At 73.6% G+C, this 25,641-nt stretch carries 18 protein-coding genes; 10 read left to right on the top strand and 8 right to left on the bottom strand.

The window, feature by feature from the left end; all coding sequences use genetic code 11:
- Positions 1-148: 148 nt before the first annotated feature.
- From ACIBQ6_RS37350 to ACIBQ6_RS37335, 4 genes are read right to left on the bottom strand one after another with little or no spacing between them, the layout of a single operon-like run.
- Entirely contained in the window at positions 149-946 is a 798-nt protein-coding gene (locus tag ACIBQ6_RS37350; protein WP_397217844.1) for an ABC transporter permease, read from the bottom strand.
- Positions 943-1,911, bottom strand: coding sequence for an ABC transporter ATP-binding protein (locus ACIBQ6_RS37345; protein WP_397217842.1), 969 nt, complete (start codon positions 1,909-1,911; stop codon positions 943-945). Before ACIBQ6_RS37345 ends, ACIBQ6_RS37350 begins: the two co-directional genes overlap by 4 nt.
- On the bottom strand, positions 1,908-2,294 hold the full coding sequence (locus ACIBQ6_RS37340; protein ID WP_397217840.1) for a hypothetical protein: 387 nt from the start codon (positions 2,292-2,294) through the stop codon (positions 1,908-1,910). Before ACIBQ6_RS37340 ends, ACIBQ6_RS37345 begins: the two co-directional genes overlap by 4 nt.
- 3 nt (positions 2,295-2,297) lie before the next feature.
- Positions 2,298-2,840: a helix-turn-helix domain-containing protein gene (locus tag ACIBQ6_RS37335; RefSeq protein WP_397217838.1), complete on the bottom strand. Its 543-nt coding sequence runs from the start codon at positions 2,838-2,840 to the stop codon at positions 2,298-2,300.
- 102 nt (positions 2,841-2,942) lie between these two features.
- Between ACIBQ6_RS37335 and ACIBQ6_RS37330 the strand changes: the two genes are divergently transcribed.
- The 3 genes from ACIBQ6_RS37330 to ACIBQ6_RS37320 all read left to right on the top strand — a co-directional run bounded on the left by ACIBQ6_RS37330 (position 2,943) and on the right by ACIBQ6_RS37320 (position 10,067).
- Positions 2,943-4,088, top strand: a complete 1,146-nt coding sequence (locus ACIBQ6_RS37330) for a sensor histidine kinase (protein ID WP_397217836.1) — start codon at positions 2,943-2,945, stop codon at positions 4,086-4,088.
- Positions 4,089-4,201: 113 nt separating this feature from the next.
- Positions 4,202-5,389 (top strand): ROK family protein, encoded by a 1,188-nt coding sequence (locus ACIBQ6_RS37325; protein ID WP_397217834.1) that lies wholly within the window; start codon positions 4,202-4,204, stop codon positions 5,387-5,389.
- Between the two features lie 289 nt (positions 5,390-5,678).
- On the top strand, positions 5,679-10,067 hold the full coding sequence (locus tag ACIBQ6_RS37320) for a ThuA domain-containing protein (RefSeq protein ID WP_397217832.1): 4,389 nt from the start codon (positions 5,679-5,681) through the stop codon (positions 10,065-10,067).
- Positions 10,068-10,156: 89 nt separating this feature from the next.
- Here the strand turns inward: ACIBQ6_RS37320 and ACIBQ6_RS37315 are convergent, their stop codons facing one another.
- Entirely contained in the window at positions 10,157-11,716 is a 1,560-nt protein-coding gene (locus ACIBQ6_RS37315) for a DUF5722 domain-containing protein (RefSeq protein ID WP_397217830.1), read from the bottom strand.
- An 89-nt stretch (positions 11,717-11,805) separates the two neighbouring features.
- Positions 11,806-12,843 carry a LacI family DNA-binding transcriptional regulator gene (locus ACIBQ6_RS37310; RefSeq protein WP_358300361.1) on the bottom strand — a complete coding sequence of 346 codons (1,038 nt, stop codon included), beginning with the start codon at positions 12,841-12,843 and terminating at the stop codon, positions 11,806-11,808.
- A 168-nt stretch (positions 12,844-13,011) separates the two neighbouring features.
- Between ACIBQ6_RS37310 and ACIBQ6_RS37305 the strand changes: the two genes are divergently transcribed.
- Genes ACIBQ6_RS37305 through ACIBQ6_RS37285 form a run of 5 tightly spaced genes read left to right on the top strand, consistent with a single transcriptional unit; the run spans position 13,012 to position 22,561 of the window.
- Entirely contained in the window at positions 13,012-16,245 is a 3,234-nt protein-coding gene (locus ACIBQ6_RS37305) for a family 78 glycoside hydrolase catalytic domain (RefSeq protein ID WP_397217828.1), read from the top strand.
- A gap of 5 nt (positions 16,246-16,250) precedes the next feature.
- Positions 16,251-17,141, top strand: coding sequence for a sugar ABC transporter permease (locus ACIBQ6_RS37300; protein WP_358300366.1), 891 nt, complete (start codon positions 16,251-16,253; stop codon positions 17,139-17,141).
- Entirely contained in the window at positions 17,138-17,962 is an 825-nt protein-coding gene (locus ACIBQ6_RS37295) for a carbohydrate ABC transporter permease (protein WP_397217826.1), read from the top strand. Before ACIBQ6_RS37300 ends, ACIBQ6_RS37295 begins: the two co-directional genes overlap by 4 nt.
- Positions 17,963-18,011: 49 nt before the next feature.
- Complete coding sequence (locus ACIBQ6_RS37290) at positions 18,012-19,454, top strand: ABC transporter substrate-binding protein (protein WP_397217823.1); 1,443 nt, start codon at positions 18,012-18,014, stop codon at positions 19,452-19,454.
- An 11-nt stretch (positions 19,455-19,465) separates the two neighbouring features.
- Positions 19,466-22,561, top strand: a complete 3,096-nt coding sequence (locus ACIBQ6_RS37285; RefSeq protein WP_397217821.1) for a DUF5722 domain-containing protein — start codon at positions 19,466-19,468, stop codon at positions 22,559-22,561.
- Between the two features lie 59 nt (positions 22,562-22,620).
- Here the strand turns inward: ACIBQ6_RS37285 and ACIBQ6_RS37280 are convergent, their stop codons facing one another.
- On the bottom strand, positions 22,621-23,223 hold the full coding sequence (locus tag ACIBQ6_RS37280) for a histidine phosphatase family protein (protein ID WP_397217818.1): 603 nt from the start codon (positions 23,221-23,223) through the stop codon (positions 22,621-22,623).
- Between the two features lie 52 nt (positions 23,224-23,275).
- A complete protein-coding gene (locus tag ACIBQ6_RS37275; RefSeq protein WP_397217816.1) occupies positions 23,276-24,496 on the bottom strand; it encodes a PEP/pyruvate-binding domain-containing protein in 1,221 nt (406 codons plus the stop codon).
- A gap of 57 nt (positions 24,497-24,553) precedes the next feature.
- On the opposite strand from ACIBQ6_RS37275, the gene ACIBQ6_RS37270 reads away from it, so the two are divergent.
- Positions 24,554-24,943, top strand: coding sequence for a DNA-binding protein (locus tag ACIBQ6_RS37270; protein WP_397217814.1), 390 nt, complete (start codon positions 24,554-24,556; stop codon positions 24,941-24,943).
- Entirely contained in the window at positions 24,940-25,575 is a 636-nt protein-coding gene (locus tag ACIBQ6_RS37265) for a transcriptional regulator (protein ID WP_397217812.1), read from the top strand. The genes ACIBQ6_RS37270 and ACIBQ6_RS37265 overlap by 4 nt, the downstream gene beginning before the upstream one ends.
- Positions 25,576-25,641 lie beyond the last annotated feature (66 nt).

The raw sequence follows: 25,641 nt of genomic DNA, 5'->3' as shown, positions 1-25,641 counted from the left end.
GGACCGAACCCGGTCCCCGCGCCCGGGGCTCACCCGCCGGACGCGGGGGTCCGCCGGACGCGCTGGTCCTCCGGCCGCCGCGTCCGGCGGCACGTCGTGGGCCGTGGCGAAGGCCGGCAGGGACGCCGCCGTCCGGGCCCGCGCCAGGTCAGGCCACGTCGCGGCGGAGCGGCCGCAGGACGGCGGCCGCGCTCGCCAGCGCCGCGTACGCCAGCAGGACCAGCGCCCCGGCGGCCGGTGACAGCAGCCGGACCGGCTCGCTCGACAGCTGGGCGGCCAGCGCGTCGGCCACGGCGGTGAAGTCGGTCAGCGCCGAGGTCGCGCCGCCGGGCAGCCACGGGTACAACTCCCGCACGCCGGGGATCATGATCAGCGCCAGCTCGCCGCCGTACAGGTAGCCGATCACCACGCACAGCGCCGCGACCTGGTTGCGGATCAGCGCGCCCATGCCCACGCCCAGCACCACGTAGACCGCCATCGCCACCCCCAGCCGGGCCAGCAGCGCCACGATCGTCCCGGCGGGCAGGCCCAGCTCGACGCCGCGGGCCGCGGCCACGCCGAACAGCGCCGCCCCGGCCGTCCCGGCCAGCACCAGCCCGTACGCCAGGCCCGCCACGGCGTAGGTGACGAGCTTGGCCGCCAGCACCCGCCACCGGTCCGGCGCGAACAGGAAGGTGAAGTTCACCGTGCGGTGCCGGTACTCCGACGTGACGGCGAGCGTCCCGACGGCGGCCGGCACGAAGGCGGTGAACCCGAGGAACCCCAGGACGGCCCGCACCCCCGCCTCGGTGTCCAGCCCCGGCATCGGCGGCTCGAAGTTCTCCGGCCCGACCAGGGCCAGCAGCCCGATCAGACCGCCCCCGAGCAGGACGGCCGCCAGCGGCATGCCCCACCACATCCTGGTGGCCAGCAGGCGCCGGAACTCCGCCCGCACGAACCCGGTCATGCCGCCGCCTTCCCGCCCGCGCCCGCCCCGTCCGGCGCGCCCGCCGCCTCCCCGACCGCGCCCGCCCGCTCTCGCACGCCCGCCGTCTGGCCGGTGAGGCCGAGGAAGAGCCGTTCCAGGGTGGGGCGTTCGGTGGTCAGGCCGTGCACCGGCAGCCCGTGGGCCGCGGCCAGGGCGGCGACCCGCGCCGGATCGAGGCCGCGGACCCGCAGGTCGTGCGGGCCGGCCACGTCCACCTGCGCGGCCTCGGCGGCCAGCGCCGCGCGCAGGGCGGCGGCGTCGGGGGTGCGCACCAGCACGTCCTGCTCAGTGCCGCACAGCTCGCGCAGGGGGCCGGCGGCCAGCAGCCGCCCCCGCCCGATGACCACCACGTCGTCGGCGACCTGCTCCACCTCGGCCAGCACGTGGCTGGAGACCAGCACCGCCCGGCCCTGCGCGGCCATCTCGCGCAGGAACGAGCGCAGCCACGCCGCCCCCTCGGGGTCCAGGCCGTTGCCCGGTTCGTCCAGCAGCAGCACCCGGGGGTCGCCGAGCAGGGCGGTGGCCAGGTTGAGCCGCTGCCGCATCCCGGTGGACAGGGCGCCGGTCGCCCGCCCGGCGGCTCCGGCCAGGCCCACCAGGCCCAGCAGGTCGCCGACCCGGCGATCGGGATGGCCGCCCATCGCGGCGTAGACGCGCAGATGGTCGCGGACCGAATGACGGGGATGGAAGGAGGCGGCGTCGAAGGTCGCGCCCACCACGGTGGTCGGTCGCGGCAGGTCACGGTAGCGTCGGCCGCCGATCGTCACGCGGCCGCGGGTGGGGGTGACGTGGCCCACCATCATGCGCATCGTCGTGGTCTTCCCGGCGCCGTTGAGGCCGAGGAACGCGGTGACCGCCCCGGGCCGGACCGTGAAGCTGAGGTCGTCGACGGCGGTCAGCGCGCCGTACCGCTTGGTCAGGCCGGTGACCTCGACGCCGGTCACGCGACCGCCGCCCGCACCGCTGCCTGGACCGCCGCCTGGATCGCGGCGGCGGCCCGGCCGGCGTCGGGGACGGAGAGGACCACCTCGTCGAACTCGCCGCCGGACGCGGCGCGGTCGAGCAGCAGGTGCACCGCCGGCGTGTCGCCGGTCACCGACACGAGCTGCCGCCGCCCGCCGAACAGGCCCCACACGCCGATCTTGACGTGGCCCGCCACGCTCAGCCCCTTGCGCGCGCCGCGCGGGACGCGCAACGGTTCGCCCGCGACCCGCACCTCCCGCACGGACGCGAGCGGGCACGCGTACCGGCCGTGACCGGTGAGCAACCGCTCCCAGCGGCCGAGTTCGATCGTGACCAGATCCTCGTCGACGTACATCGTTGCCATGGTTCAGCCTTCCTTCAGGGGGAGCAGGACCGTCGCCAGCAAGCGCGGCGTACGCCCCTCTCCCGGCTCGTTCGCCAGCAGGGGGCGCACCAGCTCGGCGAACCCCGTGGCGAAGGCGACGAACTCCTCGTCGTCCAGGTGCAGGACCACCTGCTGGTATCCGGCGCCGTCGGCGGCCAGATCGACGCGCTCGCGGTCGAGGTAGCGCGCGAACTCCGACAGCAGGCTGCCGGCGAACGCGGTGAACCACCGCGCGTGGTCCTCCGCCGACGCCGTGGCCAGGGCCTCGGGCGACGGCGTCAGGCCGCCCCCGGGCACCGCGTAGACCCGTTCGGTCGCGCCGCCGACCTTGTGCTCCTCGACGACCTCCAGCATCCCGGCCTTGGCCAGCGTCGCGATCTGCCGGTAGAGCGTCGCCTGCGGCACGTCGGGCAGCAGGCCCGCCAGGTCGGAGGGCGTACGGCGGCCCCCGGCGACGGCGCGCAGGATGCGGATGCGCACGGGATGCAGCGCCAGCTCGGCCCAGCGCTCTGTCGAGGTCGTCACGCCTACACGTTATCACTATCGAGAATGAGAATGACAAGGACGCGGCATTTCCGCATGTCAGTGGCCTTATGGGGGTATGTGGGGCCTGAGGGGGACCCGGTGATGGGAGCGACGGTCGGATACCAGGCGGCGTTCGAGGCGCTGCCGTGTCCCTGCATGCTGCTCACCCGGGGCCAGGTCGTGCTGGCCGTCAACGACGCCTACCTGCGGATGACCGGCCAGGACCGGACGGAGGTCGTCGGTCGCGCCCTGCTCGGCGCGGCCCCGGTGCTGGGCGGCCTGAGCGGGTCGGGCGCGGCGAAGGTGGGCGCCTCGCTGGAGCGGGTGGCCGCCACCGCCGCCGGCGACGTCGTGCCGCTGCTGCGCGACGACTGGGATCCGCCCGGCCGGCGCCACTGGCGCCTGGCGAACGCCCCGGTGCTCGACCCGTCGGGCGAGGTGACGGAGATCGTCGTCGTCTTCGGGGACGTCACCGGGTCGCTCGAACCCCGGCCCGCCGCCCGCCCCGGCGGCCGCGCCTCCGGCCCCCTGAAGCCCGACGCGCTGCTGCACCAGGCCTACCGCCAGGAGCAGCAGAAGGTCTCCATGCTGCACGAGACGATCGAGCACCAGCAGCGGTTCGTCTTCGACGCCGCCCACGACCTGCGCAACCCGATCACCGGCCTGCTGACCGAGCTGGAGGAGGCCCTGTCCGACCCCGGCGCCGACCTCCGCCGGACACTGCGCAGCCTGCACCGGGACGCCGAGCGGCTCAACGACATCGTCGGCGACCTGCTCGCCCTGGCCCGCCTCTACACCGCCCCGCCGCCCGGCGCCGATCTCGTCGACCTGGCCCGCCTGGTGGTGGAGGAGCTGGACGCGCATCCGCCGAGCGCGTCCGTCCTGACCCGGCTGGAGCCGGACGTGGTGGTCCGGGCCTCGCGGGTGCGGCTGGCCCGGCTGCTGTCCAACCTGGTGGCCAACGCCGAGCGCCACACCACCGGCAGGATCGAGTTCGTGGTCGCCGCCGCGCCGCCGTACGCCGTCCTGGAGGTCATCGACGACGGGCCCGGCATCCCGCCCGAGGAGCGGGAGCGCATCTTCCACCGGCTGTACCGGCAGGAACAGGCGCGTTCGCTGGACGCGGGCGGCTCCGGCTTCGGCCTGCCGATCGCCCGCGAGATCGCGCACGCCTACGGAGGCGATCTGTTCGTGGCCGACCACCCGGGTGGCGCCCGCTTCGTCCTGAGGCTCCCGCTGGCGACGTGATCGTCCGCGGGATCGGCGGGCTTATGTCGATGCTCAGCCATAAGTCGTGTGCCATTCGGCGAAGATAGACTTGGGCTCCTCTGAAGTGGCTGCCGTCATCGGCGGAGAGGCTGGTGTTGACTCTGGACACGCTCAACGGCGCGACGGCGGGGGCCGGCGCGCTGCTCTCCCTGCTGCGGGACGGGCCGCCGCGCACCCGGACCGAGCTGGTCCAGCTCACCGGCCTGGCCCGGTCCACCGTGTCCCTGCGCCTCGACGCGCTGCTCCGCCACCGCTGGGTGCTGCCCGCCGAGGAGGCCATCTCCTCGGGCGGGCGGCCCGCGGCCATGTTCGCCTTCAACCGCACCGCCCGGCTCGTCCTGGCCGCAGACCTCGGCGTCACGCACGAGCGGGTGGCGATCACCGACCTCGGCGGCACGGTGCTGGCCGAGCGGACCGCCGACGCGCCGATCGACGAGGGCCCCGAGGCGACGCTCGGGCGGCTCGCGGGCACGTTCACCGACCTGCTCGACGAGAGCGGGCGCGACCTGGCCGACGTGTGCGGGGCGGGCATCGGCCTGCCGGGCCCGGTCGAGTACCCGACCGGGCGCCCGGTCAACCCGCCCCTCATGCCGGGCTGGGACCGTTTCCCGGTGCCCGAGTGGCTGGGGGAGCGGCTGGGCGTGCCGGTCTTCGTGGACAACGACGTCAACATCATGGCGCTCGGCGAGCAGCGCGCCGGGCGGCAGGCGACCGGCCAGCTCGTCTTCGTCAAGATCGGCACCGGCATCGGCTGCGGCGTGATCTCCGACGGCCGCCTCCACCGGGGCGCGCAGGGCGCGGCCGGCGACATCGGCCACATCCGGGTCGCCACCGCCGACGACGGCGTGCTGTGCCACTGCGGCAACGTGGGCTGCCTGGAGGCCCTGGCCGGCGGGGCCGCGCTGGCCGCCCGCATCTCGGCGACCGGCGTGCCCGCCGCGGGCGGCCGGGACGTCGTCGCGCTGCTGCGCGCCGGCAACCGCGACGCCGCCCAGCTCGTCCGCCAGGCCGGGCGCGAGATCGGCGACGTGCTGGCCACGATCGTCAACTTCTTCAACCCGGCCGCGATCGTGATCGGCGGCGACCTGGCCGACGCCGGCGAACACCTGCTCGCGGGGGTGCGCGAGGCCATCTACAAGCGCTCGCTGCCGCTGGCCACCCAGCACCTGCGCATCCAGGTCAGCGAGCTGGGCGACCGGGCGGGCGTCATCGGGGCGGCCGTCATGGTGCTGGAGCACGTCCTGGCTCCGGAGGCGGTCGACAGCGCCCTGGCCGGCTGACCTCGTCCGCGAAGCGCCCCGCCTGCCCGCGCAGGCGGGGCGCTTCGTCGTTCCGGCCACGGGCCGAAACCGTTTCGTCTAGAACTTAACAGACTTTCGTTGACAATCATCAAAAGTCAGATCTACTGTCGCGATCTACGAAGGTTCTTCGATCGTCCGCCAATGGAACCCTCCTTCCCGGTCCACCCCCCACGGAAAGGGAACCTCCGCGATGCCTCCCAGGACGCCCCCCAGCAGACCCACCCGTGCCGCCCGATGGACGGCGCGGGTCAGCGCCGTCCTCCTGGCCATGTCGAGCGCGGTCGTGCTCACCCTGGCCGCCCCGCCCGCCCGCGCCCACGCCGCCATCGACCCCGCCGACTACCAGCGCGTCGAGCTGGCCAAGGGCGTCGCCGAGATGGGCGAGCCGATGACCATGGCCGTGCTGCCCGACCTGTCGGTGCTGCACACCGCCCGCGACGGGACGCTGCGCCGCACCGACGCCCAGGGACTGACCACCGTGATCGGGACGCTGCCCGTCTACACCCACGACGAGGAGGGCCTCCAGGGCGTCGCCGTGGACCCCGGCTTCGCCGCCAACCGGACCATCTACCTCTACTACGCCCCCCGCCTCAGCACGCCGTCCGGCGACGCGCCCGCGACCGGCGCCGACTGGTCGGCCTGGCAGGGCGTCAACCGCCTGGCCCGGTTCACCCTCAAGCCCGACTGGACGCTCGACCTGGCCTCCCAGCGGACCGTGCTCGACGTGGCCGCCGACCGCGGCATGTGCTGCCACGTCGGCGGCGACATGGACTTCGACGCCCAGGGCAACCTCTACCTGTCCACCGGCGACGACTCCAACCCCTTCGACTCGGCCGGCTACGCCCCCATCGACGAGCGCCCCGACCGCAACCCCGTCTACGACGCCCAGCGCAGCGCCGGGAACACCAACGACCTGCGCGGCAAGATCCTGCGCATCAAGGTGAACCCCGCGGACGGCACCTACACGATCCCCGCGGGCAATCTCTTCCCGCCGGGCACCGCGCGGACCAGGCCCGAGATCTACGCCATGGGCTTCCGCAACCCGTTCAGGATGACCGTGGACAAGGCCACCGGCGTGGTCTACGTCGGCGACTACGGCCCCGACGCCGGCAGCACCGACCCCAACCGCGGGCCCGCCGGGCAGGTCGAGTTCGACCGCGTCACCGGCCCCGGCAACTACGGCTGGCCGTACTGCACCGGCACCAACACCCTGACCGAGACCTACAACGACTACACCTTCCCCTCGGGCCCGTCGGGCCAGAAGTACGACTGCGCCGCGGGCGGCCCGGCCAACGACTCGCCGCGCAACACCGGCCTGGCCAAGCTCCCGCCCGCCAAGCCCGCCTGGATCAGGTACGGCGGCGACGCCGGCTCCCCGCCCGAGTTCGGCAGCGGCTCTGAGTCGCCGATGGGCGGCCCGATCTACCGCTACGACGCCGCCCTGAACTCCGCCGTCAAGTTCCCGCAGGACCTCGACGGGCACTTCTTCGCCGGCGAGTTCGGCCGCAAGTGGATCAAGGCGATCGACGTGGCCGCCGACGGCACGCGCGGCGAGATCGCCGCCTTCCCCTGGACCGGCACGCAGGTCATGGACCTGGCCTTCGGGCCCGACGGCGCGCTCTACGTCCTCGACTACGGCTCGGGCTACTTCGGCGGCGACGCCAACTCCGCCCTCTACCGCGTCGAGTACATCAAGGACCGCAACCGCTCGCCGGTCGCGGTCGCCAAGGCCGACAGGACGTCCGGCAAGCTCCCGCTCACCGTGGCCTTCTCCAGCGCCGGCTCCGCCGACCCCGAGGGCGGCGCGCTCACCTACGCCTGGAACTTCGGCGACGGCACCACCTCCACCGCCCCGAACCCCACCAAGACCTACACCAGCGAGGGCGAGTTCACCGCCACGCTCACCGTGCGCGACCCCCAGGGCAACGCCGGCACCGCCGGCGTGGTCATCACGGCCGGCAACACCGCCCCCGCCGTGACCATCGGCACGCCCGCCCCCGGGACGCTGTTCACCTGGGGCGACACCGTGCCCTTCACGATCGGGGTGACCGACCCCGAGGACACGCAGATCGACTGCGCCAAGGTGAGGATGACGTACGTGCTCGGCCACGACAGCCACGGCCACCAGATCACCTCGAAGAACGGCTGCGCGGGCGAGCTGACGATCCCGGCCGACGGCGAGCACGACGACGCGGCCAACATCTTCGCCGTCTTCGACGCCGAGTACACCGACAAGGGCGGCCTGACCACCCACACCCAGCACGTCCTGCAGCCCCGCCACCGCCAGGCCGAGCACTACGCGACGATGTCCGGCGTCTCGCAGATCTCCAAGGCGGCCGCGCACGGCGGCAGGACGGTCGGCGACGTGCACAACGGCGACTGGATCGCCTTCACCCCCTACCGGCTCGACGACGCCAGGACGTTCCGGGCGCGGGTCTCCTCCGGCGGCGCCGGCGGCTCCATCGAGGTGCGCGCGGGCTCGCCCACCGGGCCGCTGCTCGGCAAGGCCGCCGTCCCGGTGACGGGCGGCTGGGAGACCTTCACCGACGTGCAGGCCCCGCTGACCGGCGCGACCGCCGCGTCCACCACGCTCTACCTGGTCTTCACCGGGGGCGCCGGGGCGCTGTTCGACCTCGACGACTTCACCCTGGCCAAGGAGGCGATAGCGGTCGGCCCGATCCGCGCCGCCGACGGCAGGTGCGTGGACGTCGCGGGCGCCGGCACCACCGACGGCACCAAGGTGCAGCTCTACTCCTGCAACGGTACGAACGCCCAGAACTGGGCCATCGACGGCCAGACCGTCAAGGCGCTCGGCAAGTGCCTCGACGTGGCCGGGGGCGGCACCGCCGACGGCACCAAGGTGCAGATCTGGACCTGCAACGGCACGGGCGCGCAGAAGTGGACCGCCGAGGGCGGCGCGCTCAAGGCGCTCGGCAAGTGCCTCGACGCCACCGACCCGGCTCAGCTCGTCATCAGGACGTGCAACGGCGGCACGGCCCAGAGGTTCACCACGGCGACCCCCGCCGCCGGCGGCCCCGCCGTCCTGGTCTTCTCCCGTACGGCGGGGTTCCGGCACGACTCGATCGCGGCGGGCGTCCAGGCGATCAGGGACCTCGGGTTCGGCGTGACCGCCACCGAGGACCCGGCCGCGTTCACCGCGGCGAACCTGGCCGCGTACAAGGCGGTCGTCTTCCTCAACACCACCGGTGACGTGCTCGAGGCCGCGCAGCAGGCCGCGTTCGAGGCGTACGTCAAAGCGGGCGGCGGCTACGCCGGCGTCCACGCGGCCGCCGACACCGAGTACGACTGGCCCTGGTACGGCGGTCTCGTCGGCGCCTGGTTCGCCGCCCACCCGGCGGTGCAGAAGGCGACGGTCAAGGTCGAGGACCGCGCCCACCCGGCGACCGCCCACCTCGACGCCACCTGGCCGCGGACGGACGAATGGTACGACTACCGGACCAACGCCAGGACCGGCGCCCACGTGCTGGCCACCCTGGACGAGTCGACGTACTCGGGCGGCACGATGGGCGCCGACCACCCGATCGCCTGGTGCAAGCCGTACGACGGGGGGCGTTCCTTCTACACCGGCGGCGGGCACACCGCGGAGTCCTTCGCCGAGCCCGCCTTCCGGCAGCACCTGCGCGGCGGCCTGGCCTACGCCACCGGCCAGGCCAAGGCCGACTGCCGTCCCGAGACCGGCTACACCACCCTCTACGACGGCTCGACCACCGGCTGGGAGCAGGCCGGGCCGGGCGGCTTCGCCAACGCCGGCGGCACGCTGACCTCGCAGGGCGGCATGGGCCTGCTCTGGTACAAGGCCAAGGAGTACACCACCTCCTACTCGCTCAAGCTGGACTGGAAGCTGGCCGGTGACGACAACTCCGGCGTCTTCGTCGGCTTCCCGCCCTCGACCGACCCGTCCTCGGCGGTGAACAACGGCTACGAGATCCAGATCGACGCCACCGACGCGCCGGACCGGACCACCGGCTCGGTCTACGGCTTCAAGGCCGCCGACATCGCCGCCCGCGACGCCGCGCTGAACCCGCCGGGAGAGTGGAACACCTACGAGATCCGGGTCGAGGGCGAACGCCTCCAGGTCTTCCTCAACGGCGCCAAGATCAACGACTTCACCAACACCGACCCGGCCCGCTCGCTGAAGAACGGGCACATCGGCATCCAGAACCACAGCGACGCCGACCAGGCGTCCTTCCGCAACATCCGGATCAAGGAGCTCGGCCCGCCTGCCGGGGACTCCGTCGTCCAGGCCGAGACCTGGGCGCAGGCGTCGGGCGTGGCCACCTACCCGCACGCGCCCGCGCACGGCGGCACCGTGCTCGGCTACGTCAACCCGGGCGACTGGGCGGCCTACGACGTGGACCTGACCGGGGTCACCGCGTTCCGGGCACGGGTGGCCTCGCCGGGGCCGTCGGGCGGCTTCGAGATCCGCACCGGCTCGCCGGCCGGGCCGGTGCTCGGCGCCGTCACCGTGCCGGACACCGGCGGCTGGGAGTCCTACGCCGACGTCTCCACGGCGCTGACCGGCCTGCCCTCCGGCGCGGCCCGGCTGTACCTGGTGTTCACCGGCGCGAACTTCGACGTCGACGACTTCACCCTGGTCCGCGCCGCGCCCAGGACGCCGGCGAAGCGGGCCCGCTAGCCGCCGGCCCGGCGGCCCCCACGCGGACGGCCACCGGAAGCCGCCGGGCCGGTGGCCGCCACGCGGACGGCCGCCGGCCCGGGACGGGGTCAGGGCAGCGCGTAACCGAGGACCTGCTCGTGGATCAGGCCCTCGCAGCCCGCCTGGTCCGTGACCAGGTGGTCGCCGCTCGCGGCCCGGCACCGGTGCAGCGCCACCGATCCGGGCACCTGGCTGGTGTAGACGTGCCCGACCGGGCCCATCGGGAACTGCCCCTCGCAGCCGGGGTCGCGGGTGAGCATGGTGTGCGCGCCGACCTTGCACTCGTACAGGGGCACGGTGCCGGCCGCCTGGTTGCGCAGCAGCTTCCACACGCGTTCCTGGGCGAAGCCGGGCGGCAGCAGCCGGGAGCTGGCCACGTGCCCCTTGCTCGACTGGTAGCCGCGGCGGAGCTGGGTGTGGGGCAGCAGCTCGAAGCCGCACGACAACTGCGGCGGCGACAGGTCGTTCCGGTTGGCCAGCGCCCACGTGGCCCAGGCCGGCTTGGCCGAGCCGTCGGTGCGGCGCAGCCCCACGCCGAGGCCGGCCGCCGTCTCGTCCGGATGGTCGCTCATGCGGTGCCAGACGTAGCTCTCGATGCCCGGCGTGCCGAGGACGTTGCGGAAGGAGTTGCACAACTGCGACGCCTGCGCGGCCTCCGACGAGGGCGACAACGAGTTCACGCCGCTCTCGGTGAGCTGCACCTGCCAGGCCGACGGCGTGTTCGGGAACTGCTGGCGCAGCCAGCCGACCAGCACGCCGATGTTGCCGTAGGTGACCTTCGGGAAGTCGTCGGCGGAGAACTGCGGCGCCAGCAGGTTCGGCGGGTAGGGGTGGTAGGCGACCCGCCAGGCCCGGTCGCCGGCCCGCGCGGCCAGGCCCTTGAGCACGGTCATGCCCGACAACATCGCTTCGGAGGCGGCCGGCTGGTCGTAGGCGGTGCCGAAGTGGTGGTCGAGCGAGGTGAGCACCTTCGCGGTGGGCTGCTGGGCCACGACGGCGTCGTAGGCGGCGTTGTAGTTCGCGGCGATCGCGTCCAGCCAGGCGGTCGTGCCGCAGGCCGTGCCCTGGCCGCAGCCGATGTCGAACCAGGTGTTGCTGTTGACCTCGTTCATGACGACGAAGTCGGCGATGCGGCCGTTGCCGTGCTGCCCGTCGTAGCGCTGGGCCAGCATGCCGGCGAAGCGGCCGTAGTCGGCGGGGTCGTCGGGGACGCAGAACTTCTCGAACCCGGGGGCGGCGGGCGTGCAGGGACGGGCCCCGCGGGCCCAGGCCGGGGTGCCGTAGACGACGGCGGTGACGACGAGACCGCGGGCGGTCCAGTCCCTGATGGCGGCGTCGACGGCCGAGCCGACGGTGAAGCAGCGCCCCCCGAACTCCTGCGCGCCCGCCGCGCAGGGCGGCGTCTTCACGCTGGGCTCCCAGTCGGCCCAGATGAGGTTCATGGCGACGCCGCCGGCGTTGTTGCCGGCGATCTCGTTCTTGTCGGGCCAGAAGTCCGGTTGCAGGCCCTTGATGCGGTAGTCGGACCTGACCGGATACGGCAGAGCGGCGGCGGTGCCGGTGGCGTCGGCCGGAGCGGCCGGAAGCAGAAGTAAGAGGACGGCGGCGATGCGGGCAACCCAACCCATGGGACCTCCTGGATTTAAACGTCTCAACAATGAGGCCCAGAAGGCGGCCAGGCAAGACCCGATTCGCTGCGGCGGACCGACTTGAAACGTCACTGAGGAACGGTCGACGCCCTGACCATGAGCTCCGGCTGGAAGACGATCTCCTGGTGCCAGTGGTTGGCGTCGCCCCGGGCGTCGGTGAGCAGCAGCTCCGCGGCCGCCTGGCCGAGCTGGTGCTTGGGCTGGCGGACCGAGGTCAGCGACGGCGACAGCAGCTCGGCGAACTCGACGTCGTCGTAGCCCAGCACCGCCATGTCGTGCGGGACGCGCACCCCGCGCCGCTCCAGCCCACGCAGCGCGCCCAGCGCCACCGTGTCGTTGACGCAGAACAGCGCCGTCGGCCCCTTGCGCGCGGGCAGCCGCTCCAGCGCCGCCTCGCCCTCGCGCGGCGTCAGCGCGGGCAGGGTGACCTCGGTGATCACCTCGTCGGGGTCGAGCCCGGCGGCCCGCACCGCCCTGGCCAGCCCCTCGCGCCGATCGGCGCACTGGCGCACGATCGGCGGCCCGTTGAGGAAGGCGATGCGCCGGTGGCCGAGCGCGAGCAGGTGGGCGCCGGCCAGCTCGCCGCCCCGGACGTTGTCCACCGCCACCGCGCAGAGCTGGGCGTCGGCGCCCGGCCGGTCGAGCAGCACCATGCCGATGCCGCGCCGGCGCAGCTCCACCAGATGGGAGATGTCGGGCCCGGCGGGCGTGATGAGGATGCCGGGCACCCGGTGCTGCTCCAGGATCTGCAGGTAGTGGGCCTCCTTCTCGGCCGAGTCGCCGGAGCTGCACAGCACCAGGAGCAGCTGCTCCTGCGACAGCCGGGTCTCGATGCCCGGCAGCACCTCGCTGAAGAACGGGTTGCCGATGTCGCGCACCATCACGCCCACCGAGCGGCCGGAGCCGCCGCGCAGCTGCCGGGCCGGCGCGCTGGGCACGAAGCCGAGCGTCTTGATGGAGGCGCGCACCCGGCGCAACGTGCGCTCGGCCACCAGCTCGGGCCGGTTGAGCACGTTGGAGACCGTTCCCACGGACACGCCGGCATGGGCCGCGACGTCGACCATGCTGAGCCGGCGGCGCTCGGCCGGCTTGTGGATGTCGGTCACCGGTGGACAGCCCTTCTGGTCACCTGGCAGAGAGGGCCAGTCTACTGGTTGAAATGTTTCAGCCAAACGAACCCGCGCTGCACATCTGGAACCGGGGCATTGACGGATGTACCTCACGGTGCCTACGGTGCGCATTGCTTGAAATGTTTCAACTAGCCGGGAGTACCCTTGTCGCATCTCGCCGTGACCGACCTGCGCGTCGAAGGACTGGCCGAACCACTCGGCCTCGACGTGGACACGCCGGAGTTCTCCTGGCGGATCACCGGGGCCGGGCGTGGACGGGCGCAGAGCGCGTACCGGCTGGTCGTGGCCCGGGAGGGCGATCCGGCCGACGAGGAGGCCGAATCAGTCTGGGACAGCGGCATGGTGAACTCGGCCGCGACCTTCGACGTCCCGTACGGCGGCGCCGCGCTGCGGCCCAGGACGCGCTACCAGTGGCGGGTCAAGGTGGCCGACGAGCACGGCGAATGGTCCGGCTGGAGCCCCGCGCACTGGTTCGAGACCGGGCTCGGCGAGGCCGGCGGCTGGATGGCCGGCTGGATCGGCACCCCCCTGGTGCCCGGCTCCGAGCGGCTGCCGTCGCTGGAGAACGTGCCGCGCATCTGGGTGGCCGGCCCGCTCGGCCCGTCCGGGTCGCCGACCGGGGCGTTCCGGACGCGGTTCGCGGTGCCGGGCGGGGCCAGGCCGCTGTCGGCGTGGCTGGTGATCGGCGACGGCGGCGGGACCGAGGCGGCCGAGACGGTCGGGTCGGTCGAGGCGGTCCAGGCGGCCGGGTCGGCCGAGGCGGTCGGGTCGGTCGAGGCGTACGTCAACGGGGTGCGGGTCGCGGGGGAGCGGCGGGCGGGCGCGTTCGTGGCCGACGCCGGCGACCTGGTGGCCTCGGGCGAGAACGTGCTCGCGATCAGGGCCGCCGGGCCGGGGCTGTGCGTGCGGCTGGAGGTCGTGGTCGAGGGGCGGCCCGCGCTGCCGCAGCTCGTCCCGGTGGCGGGCGAGAGCACGGTGACCGTCACCTCCGGCGGCCGGTGGCGGGCCGAGGAGCGGCCGGGCGAGGGCTTCGAGCAGCCCGGCTTCGACGACTCCGGCTGGCGGCTGGCCGAGGAGGTCGGGCTGCACGGCGACCCGCCGCTGGGCCGCGAACCGGTCGGCGACCGGCCGAGCCCGTACCTGCGGCGCGAGTTCGGCGTGCCGTCGCCGGTGCGCCGGGCCAGGCTGTACGCCACCGCGCTCGGCGTCTACGAGATCCACCTCAACGGCGCCCGGGTCGGCGCCGACCACCTGGCCCCCGGCTGGACCGACTACCGCCACCGCGTCACGTACCAGACCTACGACGTGACGGCGCTGGTGTCGGAGGGACGCAACACGATCGGCGCGGTCCTCGCCGACGGCTGGTACGCCGGCAACATCAGCTGGTTCGGCTCCTTCCAGTACGGCCGCCGCCTGGCCTTCCGCGCCGAGCTGGAGATCCTGCACGAGGACGGCACCCGCACCCGGCTGAGCACCGACTCCGACTGGCGCGCCGGCTCCGGCGCGATCCGCTACGCCGACCTGCAGAACGGCGAGCGGCAGGACCTGGCGGCCGAGCCGCTCGGCTGGACGGCCGCCGGGTTCGACGACTCCGGCTGGGCGCCCGCGGTGCCGGTGAGCCCGCCGGCCGGCCGGGTGACCGCCTCCGTCGCGCCGCCGATCCGGGTGCACGAGGAGGTGGCGCCGGTGCGGGTGTGGGAGCAGCGGCCCGGCGTGTGGATCGCCGACTTCGGCCAGAACCTGGTCGGCTGGGTCCGGCTCACCGGCCGCGCCGGCCGCGACCGCCCGGTGGTGCTGCGGCACGCCGAGGTGCTCGACCACGAGGGCGGGCTGCACCTGGCCAACCTGCGCTCGGCCCGCGCCACGGACGAGTTCCTGCCCCGCGGCGAGCAGGCCGAGACGTTCGAGCCGAGGTTCACCTTCCACGGCTTCCGGTACGCCGAGGTGTCCGGCCTGCGCGCGGCCCCCGAGTCGATCACGGCCAGGGTGGCCCACGCCGCGATGGAGCCGGCCGGCGAGTTCACCTGCTCCGACGAGCGGCTCGACCGGTTGCAGCGCAACATCGTGTGGGGGCAGCGCGGCAACTTCCTGGCCGTCCCCACCGACTGCCCGCAGCGGGACGAGCGGCTCGGCTGGACCGGCGACATCTGGGCCTTCGCCCCGACCGCCCTGTTCAACTACGACGCCGCCGCCTTCCTGCGGAGCTGGCTGACCGACGTGGTCGACGCCCAGAGCGACGACGGCGCGGTCACGCACGTGGTGCCCGACGTGCTGTCGGGCCGCGGCCTGTCGCCCAACCCCAAGGAGGCCGGCTCGCCCGGCTGGGGCGACGCGCTGATCATGCTGCCGTGGGCGCTGCACCGGCTGCGCGGCGACGCCCGCGTGGTCGCCGCCTGCTTCGAGCCGATGCTGCGCTGGCTGGCCTACCTGGACCGGCGCTCCGAGAACGGCGTCTTCCCCGACGAGGGGTTCGGCGACTGGCTGTCGATCTGCGCCGACACCCCCAAAAGGCTCGTCGGCACGGCGATCTTCGCGCTGTCGGCCCGGCAGCTGGCCGGGCTCGCCGCCGCGCTCGGCCGCGACGCCGACCGGCGCTCCTGCCTGGAGCTGTACGAACGGGTGCGCCGGGCCTTCCGCGCGGCCTTCGTCGAGGGCCCCGGCGTGGTGGCGAGCGGCACGCAGACCGCGTACGTGCTGGCCGTCACCGCCGGGCTGCTGGAGGAGCACGAGCTGCCCAGGGCCGCGGCCCGGCTGGCCGGTGACGTCGAGGCGCGCGGCGGCCACCTGTCGACCGGGTTCCTCGGCACGCCGTACCTGCTGGACGCGCTCACCTCGACCGGGCGGCTGGACGTGGCCTACCGGCTGCTGACGCAGGACACCTTCCCGTCCTGGCTCTACCCGGTCGTGCACGGCGACGCGACGACCATGTGGGAGCGCTGGGACTCCTGGAGCCACCACCGCGGGCTGCAGGACCCCGGCATGAACTCCTTCAACCACTACGCCTACGGGGCCGTCGGCGACTGGATGTACCGGACGGTCGGCGGCCTGGCCCCCGGCTCGCCCGGCTACGCCGACATCGTCGTGCGCCCCCGCCCCGGCGGCGGGATCGGCTGGGCGCGGACCGCCCACCGCACCCGGCACGGCCAGGTGGAGATCTCCTGGCGGCTGACGGACGGCGGCCTGGCCCTGGACGTCGTCGTGCCGCCCAACACCCGGGCCGAGGTGCACGTGCCCGCGCCGCCGGAACGGGTGACCGAAGGCGGCCGGCCGGCGGCCGAGGCGGAGGGCGTGACCTTCGACCGCCTCGACGACGGGGCCGCGGTCTACCGGGTCGGTTCGGGCTCGTACGCGTTCCGCACCACCGCTGAGAGGCATTGACGATCGTGACCAGCACCAAAGCGCGCCGCCGGATCCCGTGGGGCGTCTACCTCGTCCTCCTGCCCACCTTCGCCCTGCTCGCGGCGTTCGCCTACTACCCGGCGCTCAACGGCATGCTGCACTCGCTGTACGAGTGGCGGCCGGGCTTCGGCTCGCCGTTCGTCGGGCTGGACAACTACCTCACGATGCTCGGCGACGACCTGTGGTGGGCCTCCTTCCGCAACGCCGGGATCATCTTCGTCTGGGCCGTCACGCTCATGTGGGTGTTCCCGCTGCTGGCCGCCGAACTGGTGATGTCGCTGTCCAGCGAGCGGCTGCGGTTCGTCTTCCGCACCCTGCTCATCCTGCCGCTGGCCTTCCCGGCCGTGGTCAACGTGCTGCTGTGGCAGTTCATGTACGACCCGCGCGACGGCGTCGTCAACAGCCTGCTGCGCGCGCTCGGCCTGGACGGGCTGGCGGGCAACTGGATCGGCGACCCCGCCACGGCGCTGGCCGCGCTGATGACGATCGGCTTCCCGTGGGTGGCCGGCCTGCCGTTCCTGGTCTTCCTGTCGGCGCTGCAGAACGTGCCGGCCGAGATCTACCAGGCCGCCGAGGTGGACGGCGCCGGCCGGCTGCGCCGCTTCTGGAGCATCGACCTGCCGATGATGTTCCGCGACGTCAAGCTGCTGCTGGTGCTGGCGGTGATCTCGGTGCTCCAGTACGGCATGCAGGCCCACATCATGACCAAGGGCGGCCCCGACAACGCCACGCAGGTGCCGGTGCTGCGCATGCTCGACGCCGCGTTCGTGGACACCAGCTGGGGGTACGCGGCCGCGCTCGGCACCGTGCTGTTCGCCCTGACGCTCGGCGTGAGCCTGGTCGCGCTGGCGCTCGGCAGGAGGTCGGGATCGTGAGCCGGACCCGCAGGACCGACCTGGTGGCCGGCGGCGTGCTGGCGGTGCTGGCCTTCGCCGGGCTGTTCCCGTACCTGTTCATGCTGGCCGCCTCGGTCAAGGACAACGAGCAGTTCTTCGGCAGCTACTGGTCGCCGGCCTGGCCGGTGCACCTGGACAACTACGCGGCGGCCTGGGAGCAGGTCAGCCCGTACCTGTTCACCTCGTTCGTGGTGGCGGCGCTGGCCATCGCCGGCACGATGCTGCTGGCCCCGGCGGCGGCGTTCGTGTTCGCCCGCCACCGCTTCCCGGGGCGCAACGCGCTGTTCGGGCTGGTCGCGGCGCTGCTCATGGTGCCCTCGATCACCAGCCTGATCCCGCTGTTCGTGCTGATGCGCGACCTCGGCATCCTGGACAGCCGGCTGGTGCTGATCATCCCGCACGTCACCGCGAACACGGTCTTCGGGATCGTCGTCATGCGCACGTACATGGCGCAGATCCCCGAGGAGATCTTCGAGGCGGCGCGGGTGGACGGGGCGGGCGGCGTCCGGCTGTTCCTGGCCTTCATGCTGCCGCTGGCCCGGCCGGTCATCGGCACGGTCGCGCTGATGACGGTGCTGGGCGTGTGGAACGACTACTTCTGGCCGCTACTCACCGTGCAGACCGACGCCTACCGGACGATCCCCGCGGGGCTGGCCTTCTTCGCCAACCAGAACGCGCAGCAGTGGGGCCCGCTGTTCGCCGGCTACGTGCTGGCCAGCCTGCCGCTGGTGGTGCTGTTCACGTTCCTGTCCAAGTGGTTCCTGGCGGGCATCCAGGGCGGCATCGTGTCCGGCAAGTGAGCCGGCGCCGTGATTGAAACGTATCAATAAGGAAAGGACCCGTACCCCGATGAGAACACCCCCCAAGAGCGGGCTCGCGGCGCTGGCCGCGCTGCTCGCGCTGACAGGCTGCGGCCTGCTCGGCACCGGCGGCACGTCCGCCCAGGACGGCGGCGGCAAGGTGACGATCACGCTGGCCGGCCCCAACCAGTGGAACGCCAGCGGCAGCAGCTTCGGACCGGCCTGGGAGGCGCTGGTCGACGCCTTCGAGAAGCGCGAGCCCGGCATCGAGGTCAGGACGCAGGTGCTGCCCCTCGACGGCTTCATGCAGACGATCACCACCCAGCTCGCCGCCGGCACCGCGCCCGAACTGGTCTTCAACCAGCCGCCGCACAAGGCCCACGAGGTGCACGCGCTCGACGCCGAGCTGCAGAAGCCCAACCCGTACGTGCCGGGCAACCAGCGCTGGATCGACGTGTTCAGGAAGGAGTACTACGGCCCCGCCGTCTCCAAGGCGCTGAGCAAGGAGAGCGGCAAGCTGGAGTACGTCCCCTTCAACCTGGTCGCCATCGGCCTGTTCTACAACAAGGACGCCTTCGCCAAGGCGGGCGTCGACCAGCCCCCCGCCACCTGGGAGGACTTCAGGAGCGCCTGCGGGAAGCTCAAGGCGGCCGGCTTCGACCCCGTCGCCCTCGACAAGGGCGGCCTGGCCGCCGGCTGGACGTGGGAGGCGGTCAGCACCCAGCTCATAGACAAGTACCACGACGACTGGAACCTCTTCGACGCCACCGGCAAGCCGGGCAAGGCGCCGACCGTGACCGAGAAGTCGATGAGCCGGGTCATCAAGGAGGGCACGCTCACCACCGGGACGCCCGAGGTCGCCGAGTCCCTGAAGATCTACAAGGAGTTCTTCGACTGCGGCACGCCCAACTGGACGGGCGTCGCCGACGGCGGCGCGACCGTGGGCTACCGCGACTTCGTCTCGGGCAAGGCCGCCATGTCGTGGGGCACCGACTTCGCCGTCGAGGCGCTGAAGGCGGACGCCAAGTTCGCGCTCGGCACGATGCCGTTCCCGACCATCACCAAGGCCAGCACGCCGCTGTCGTCGGAGGCCCCGGCCCGCTACGGCGCCTCGATCGGCGGCACCAGCTACATGATCCCCTCCACCGTCAAGGGCGAGAAGTACGCGGCGGCGGTCAAGTTCCTGCAGTACATGAGCTCGCCGGCGATCAAGCCCTGGCTGGACGCGACCGGCGGCCTGCCCGCCGTCGAGGGCGTCGAGCCGTCGGCCGAGACCGCCGGGCTGCTGGAGGGCGAGTGGGGCAAGCCGTTCCGGGTGGTGGCCCTGCCGGGCGGCCCGGAGGGCACCTCCTTCCGCGACGTCTTCGACGGCTATCTGCTCGGCCGGCGCTCCCTGGAGGAGGAGCTGGCCGACCTGGACAAGTGGTGGAAGCGCGGCATCGAGGCGGGCATCAAGAAGAACGCCTGGGGCGACGAGGACTGGGCCAAGTAGGAGGAGATGACATGCGGTTGTTGATCGCCCTGGCGCTGGCCGTCCCGATGCTGGCCCTCCCGGCGCAGGGCCTGCCCGCGCGCGCGGCGGCGGCCGGCGGGGTGAGCGGCGTCGAGGTCGGCGGGGACACGGTCACCGTCACCGGCGTCGCCCCCGGCCCGGCCGAGCTGTACGCGCTGGACACCTGGCAGGACTCGCCCGCGGGGGAGCGGCCGGTCGCGTCCGTCGAGGCGGGCCCGTTCCGCGTCGAGGTGCCCCGGATGGACGGTGACCAGGACCGGCTCTACGACAAGTTCCTCGCGGTGGGCGCGGACGGCCCGCTGGGAGAGGTGCACTACGCTGACAAGCTGAGCTTCCCCTCGGCCAACCAAGCCCCTTATCCCGAAATGTCGGGCAAAAAGGGGTTACAGGTGCAAATGACGGACGACGCCGAGGAGATCGGCGTCCAGCACGCCGGCATCAACCTGGCCCTCGACTCGGTCATGACGGCCGGGCCGGGCGCCCCGGGCAACACCATCGAGTTCGTCTCGCAGGGCAAGACGTACTACTTCGACCGCGGCGCCGTCGCCGGGCTCGACGCCCAGGTCAAGCCGCTGTCGGACAACGGCGTCCTGGTCAACATGATCGTGCTGGTCTACAACAGCGGCGCGCCCGACTCCGCCGCGCGCACGCTCATCCACCCCGACGCCGAGCTGGGCAAGGGCACGGTGTACGCGTTCAACACCAAGACGGCCGAGGGCGAGGCGCACTTCACCGCCGCGATGGAGTTCTTCGCCCAGCGCTACAGCCAGGCCGACGGCCGCTACGGCCGCGCGTGGGGCTGGATCGTCGGCAACGAGATCGACGCCCAGCAGTTCTGGTACAACATGGGCCGCCAGGACCGTGACGTCTTCCTCGACCAGTACGCCCGCGCCATGCGGCTGACCTGGCAGGCCGTGCGCAAGGCCGACGCCGCCGCCCGCGTCTACACCTCGCTGACGCACTTCTGGACGGGCGCGGCCAACGACGACCCGAAGTACACCTACAAGGGCCGCGACGTGGTGGACGGGCTCAACGCCCTCACCAAGCGCCAGGGCGACTTCGACTGGAACATCGCCTACCACCCCTACCCGGAGAACCTGTTCAACCCGGCGTTCTGGAACGACAAGACCGCCACGGACGGCTTCGACACCCTGCGGATCACGTTCAAGAACATCGAGCTGCTGCCGCGCTACCTCGCCCAGGACGACCTGACCTACCACGGGCAACGGCGACGGGTGATCCTCTCCGAACAGGGCCTGAACTCCCAGGACTACTCCGCCAAGGAGCTGGAGCTGCAGGCCGCGGCCTACGCGTACGCCTACTACAAGATCGCCTTCGCCGACGGCATCGACTCCTTCATCCTGCACCGGCACGTCGACCACAAGCAGGAGGGCGGCCTGCGGCTCGGCCTGTGGACGTGGGACGAGGAGCACAGCGCGCCCTCCAACGCCGGGGAGCGCAAGCCCCTGCACGAGGTGTTCGCCGCCATCGACACCGGCCGGTCGCTGGAGGTGACCGAGTTCGCCAAGAAGATCATCGGCATCTCCGACTGGAAGGACGTCATCCCCGGCTTCGACCCGGCCGAGCTGGCCGTCAGGAGGCCGCCCGCCGCGGTGGGCACGCAGCTCGACGCCAGGCCGGTGGCCGAGCGGGTGATCTCCGGCTTCGAGACCGGCGCCGACGGCTGGCGGCCCTCGGACAACGCCGCCGCCGTGGAGCGGGTGGCCGTGGACGGCGGGCACGCGCTGCGCGTGCGCTTCGACCGCGACCTGCCCGGCTGGTCGCGGTACGCCAAGTCGTACAAGGGCGCCGACGTGCTGTTCGGCAAGCCGCTCGACGCCTCGCGCACGCCGTCGCTGTCGGTGTCGGTCCGGGTGCCGCCCGAGGCCGACGACGGCTTCAAGCCGGGCAACGTCTTCACCGCCAAGGTCCGCGTCTACGGGCGCGGCGGCGCGGTCGCGGAGGGCGCCGGCACGGTCGACCCCGAGCTCGGCTGGAACCGGCTCACGCTGGACCTGTCCCGCTGGGCCCCGCGCGCCGCGATCTCCCGGGTCAAGGTCTGGGTACGCGGCTCGGCCGGCTCGGACTGGGCGGGCTCGTACGACCTCGACCGGCTGAGCCTGGCCGCGGCAGCGCTGCCCGGCCTCGCCCGGCGCAACGTCGAGGTGAGCGCGTCCACCGCCGAGCGCGGCCGGCTCGGCTCCAAGGTCACCTTCACCGTCACCAACCGGGACGTGCTGCCGATGGCCGGCCGGGTCACGCTGTCCGCCTGCGACGGCGTGGCCGTCGATCCGCCCGCGCTGCCGGTGACCGGCCTGCGCACGGGCGCGAGCCGCACGACGGAGACCACGCTGACCGCGTACGCGCCCGCGAACCAGGAGTATCCGGTCGTGTGCGCGTCCTACCTGGGGCACACGGACCGGGTGACGTTCCGGCTGCCGCCGCGGGCCGCGTACGTGCCGCCCGCCCCCGACGCCTTCGCCAACCAGGAGCTGGCCGACGGCTTCGACCAGGCCGGAGACTACCAGGCCCACCGGGTCCAGCCGGAGGACAAGGAGCTGCCGCAGGTGACGTACGCGGGCGGCGCGCTGTCGGCCGGGCACCCGTCGGCGTCCTGGTTCGGGCTGATGTCGTCAGGCGTCTCGCCGCGCAACCCGGCGTTCGCCACGGCGATCACGATCAGGAGGTTCCAGGGCGACTCCACCGACATGGACACCGTCTACACGGGCCTGGTCAAGGACGGCAGCACGGATGTGGCGGCGTTCTACGTCAACAGCCACAGGTTCGCCGGGTTCGAGGTGCGCGGCCCGCAGGTGCCGGGCGGGATCGCGGTCTTCGGCGTCAAGCAGGGCGTCACCGTCCCCGACGGCGGCCGCTTCGCGCTGTCGCTGGTGGGCGAGCGGGCCGCCATGTACGCCGACACCGGCTCCGGCTGGGAGCTGGTGACCGCGGCCACGCTGGAACACCTGCCGGCGTTGTCGGACCCCGAGGTCAGGGCCGGTTACCGCTACGGCTTCGGCGTGCGCGGCGACCCCGGCCCCAGCCCCCTGGTGCTCGACGCGGTGGAAGGACGCAGCATCTCCTGACGAGGGCATCCCCTGACGCCACCTCCCGACGCCACCTCCCGACGCCCCCGCCCCGCCGCTCACGGCCACATGTCCTGCGGGAACCCGGTCCAGCGCAGGCCGGACGGGAGGTGGCTCAGGTCGTTGAACATGACCATCGTGGGCGGCAGGCCGGTGCGGTACTCGATGATCGTCAGGCCGGTGTTGGCGCTGTTCAGGCCGAGCCACCGCGGCGGCGGCGCGTCCAGCGCGTGGCGCACCAGCCAGGCGATCTGACCGGCGTGCGTCACCAGCACCTCGTGCACGTCGGACGCGGGCTCGGCGGGGACCTTCGCGAACCGGGCGATCAGGGCGTCGGCGAGCGCGCGGCCCGCCGACGCCTCCGCCTGGTCGAAGCCGTCGAAGTAGCCGGCCCAGGACGCGGGCGTCTCGGCGGGAGCGGGCACGTACGGCACATGGTCGACGAGCTCGTCGGCCGCGGCCACCGGCACGCCGGGCAGACGCCGGGCGAGCTCGCGCGCGCTCTCGGCGGCACGCGGCAGCGGCGAGTGCCACACCGCGCCGACCGGCATCCCGGCCAGCCGTTCGCCGAGCAGGGCCGCCTGCTGCCGCCCGGCGTCGGTGAGCTGCCCGAACGCGTCGGCCGCGCCGTGGCGGGCCAGATAGAGGCGTCGTAGCGACATAGGTGGTCGGGGAGCGGCGTGTCGCAGGCCGCTCCCCTCTCCTTTCCCAGGGTCAGGTGGCGGTGACGGTACCGGCGGTGCCGTCGACGGTGACGAGCGCGCCGTCCCGGAGCCTGCTGGTCACGTCCGGGACGCCGAGGACGGCGGGGATGGCGTGCTCGCGGGCCACGATCGCGGCGTGCGAGAGCACGCCGCCGGTCTCGGTGACGACGCCGGCGACGATGCGCAGCAGCGGCGTCCACGCCGGGTCGGTGAAGGGGCAGACGAGCACGTCGCCCGGGAGCACGCGGGCGAAGTCGCGCGGCCCGCGCACGATCCGCGCGGTGCCGGTCACGGCTCCGCGGCTGCCCGGCGTCCCGACGAGCGCCCCGGCAGGCACGTCCGCCGCCGGGGCGGGCGGGCCGGCGGCCGGGGGAGCGGCGGTGATCGGGCGGGCCTGCAGGATCCAGACGCGGCCGCCCGCGACGGCCCACTCGACGTCCTGCGGCCCGCCGCGCAGGGCCGCGATCCGCGCGCCCAGCCCGGCCAGCCGCACGGCGGTCGCGTCGTCGATCGCCGCCCGCCCCCGGACGTCGTCGGGCACGTTCCGCACGACGAGCCGCGCGCCCTCCCGGTCGAGGCGGGTGCGTTTGTCGGCCACGGCGCGCACGACCGATCCGTCCGCGGCGACCCGGTAGGAGTCGGGGGTGACCGTGCCGCCCACGACGCTGGGCCCGAGCCCCCACGACGCCTCGATCCCGGTGGGCTCGTCCGGCCCGCCGGGGGTGAACATGACCCCGGACGCCTCGGCGTCCAGGTGGCGCTGGACGACCACGGCCATCGCCGGGCCCTCGCCGGACCGGCGGCCGGCGGCGGCGCGCGGCGAGAACAGCGACGCCCAGCAGGCGCGCACGGCCTCGGCCACCCCGCCCGCGCCGCGCACGGCGAGGAAGCTCTCGTACCGGCCGGCGGCCGAGCTCAGGCCGGTGTCCTCGTCGGCCGCCGACGACCGCACGGCCACGGGCGGGTCGCCGAGCGCGCCGAGCCCCCGAGCCAGCGCCGCGGCCAGCCCGGCGTCGAGCGTGCGTGCCTCGATCGCCCGCCGAGCCGCGGCCAGGTCGTCCGGTCCGGCGGTGTGCCGTCCGAGGTCGAGACCGCGGACCGCGGCGAGATGGGCGGCGAACGGCACCACGAAGCCGTCCGGGACCGGCAGCCCGGCCCGCAGCAGCGCGCCGAGCGCGCCGCCCTTGCCCCCGCAGGTGTCGGCCGCGGCCTCCACAAGGGGTACGATCATCCGCCGCCCTTCAACAAAATGTTGACGATGTCCCGCCGATTGTGAATCATGGCCCGCATGCAACGCAACCACGACCCCGTCCCGAACGCGGACCAGCTCCACGCCCAGCGCGAGAGGGAGGCCCGCCGGCGGCTCATGGCCCTCGGCGCCGACCTGCTCGACCCGCGCCCGTGGCAACCCCCGCCCGTCCCGCCGTCGGCGGTCGACCTGACGCGGTTCGCCGTCTGGCGCAACGCCGGCCTGGAGCCGGAGGACATCCTGGGCGCGCTGGCCCTGCTGCCCGCCGCGCGCGCCGAGGTCGAGGCGATCGAGTCGGCCCTGCTGTTCACCGCCCGCAGCGCCGGGCTGACCTGGGCGCAGATGGCGGAGGCGATGGGGTTCAACTCGCCGCAGGCGTGCCAGCAGCACTACACCCGCCTGACCATCCGTCAGGAGGCCGGCTCATGACCTGGCAGTCCGCGCCCGGCCTGCTGGCGCTGCACGCCGTACGCGTCACCGGCTTCGCCGACACCCCGGTGCTCGCCCGCCGGTACGCGCTCGGCGTGGCCGAGACGGAGGAGCAGCTGCTCGACGCCGAGGCGCGCGGCTGGGTGAGCCGCTCCGAGTTCGCCGGCACCGGCGGCTGGTCGCTCACCGAGACGGGCCGGGCCGAGGACGAGCGGCGCCTGGCCGCCGAGCTCGACCAGGCCGGCGGCGCCGAGGAGGTCCGCGACGTCCACCGCGAGTTCCTCCCGCTGAACGCCCTGCTGCTCAAGGCGTGCACCGACTGGCAGCTGCGCCCGGACGGCCGCGACCGGCTCGCCGCCAACGACCACTCCGACCCCGCCTGGGACGCCCGGATCCTGCACGAGCTCACCGTCGTCGGCCGCGCCCTCCAGCCGCTCGCCGACCGGCTGACCGGCGTCCTGGCCCGGTTCGGCGGGTACGACACGCGTTTCACCGCGGCCCTGGCCCGCGCCCGCAACGGGGAGGGCGCGTGGGTCGACCGCACCGACGTCGACTCCTGTCACCGCGTCTGGTTCGAGCTGCACGAGGACCTGATCTCCACCCTCGGCCTCGACCGCCACGCCGGCTCCTGACCCCAGGCGCGCGTCCGGGCACGGGATGGTGTGGTACGCGCGGCAGGCCGAGCGGCACGTTGCGGG

The organism is Nonomuraea sp. NPDC049655, from assembly GCF_044465465.1.
Classification (GTDB): Bacteria; Actinomycetota; Actinomycetes; order Streptosporangiales; family Streptosporangiaceae; genus Nonomuraea.
This window is presented reverse-complemented; position numbering and strand designations above follow the sequence as displayed.

Excerpts from the sequence above, each read along its gene's own strand:
- ACIBQ6_RS37350 (WP_397217844.1), bottom strand. The coding sequence starts at position 946 with ATGACCGGGTTCGTGCGGGCGGAGTTCCGGCGCCTGCTGGCCACCAGG.
- ACIBQ6_RS37340 (WP_397217840.1), bottom strand. The coding sequence starts at position 2,294 with ATGGCAACGATGTACGTCGACGAGGATCTGGTCACGATCGAACTCGGC.
- ACIBQ6_RS37330 (WP_397217836.1), top strand. The coding sequence starts at position 2,943 with ATGGGAGCGACGGTCGGATACCAGGCGGCGTTCGAGGCGCTGCCGTGT.
- ACIBQ6_RS37320 (WP_397217832.1), top strand. The coding sequence starts at position 5,679 with ATGTCGAGCGCGGTCGTGCTCACCCTGGCCGCCCCGCCCGCCCGCGCC.
- ACIBQ6_RS37315 (WP_397217830.1), bottom strand. The coding sequence starts at position 11,716 with ATGGGTTGGGTTGCCCGCATCGCCGCCGTCCTCTTACTTCTGCTTCCG.
- ACIBQ6_RS37290 (WP_397217823.1), top strand. The coding sequence starts at position 18,012 with ATGAGAACACCCCCCAAGAGCGGGCTCGCGGCGCTGGCCGCGCTGCTC.
- ACIBQ6_RS37285 (WP_397217821.1), top strand. The coding sequence starts at position 19,466 with ATGCGGTTGTTGATCGCCCTGGCGCTGGCCGTCCCGATGCTGGCCCTC.
- ACIBQ6_RS37280 (WP_397217818.1), bottom strand. The coding sequence starts at position 23,223 with ATGTCGCTACGACGCCTCTATCTGGCCCGCCACGGCGCGGCCGACGCG.
- ACIBQ6_RS37275 (WP_397217816.1), bottom strand. The coding sequence starts at position 24,496 with ATGATCGTACCCCTTGTGGAGGCCGCGGCCGACACCTGCGGGGGCAAG.
- ACIBQ6_RS37270 (WP_397217814.1), top strand. The coding sequence starts at position 24,554 with ATGCAACGCAACCACGACCCCGTCCCGAACGCGGACCAGCTCCACGCC.
- ACIBQ6_RS37265 (WP_397217812.1), top strand. The coding sequence starts at position 24,940 with ATGACCTGGCAGTCCGCGCCCGGCCTGCTGGCGCTGCACGCCGTACGC.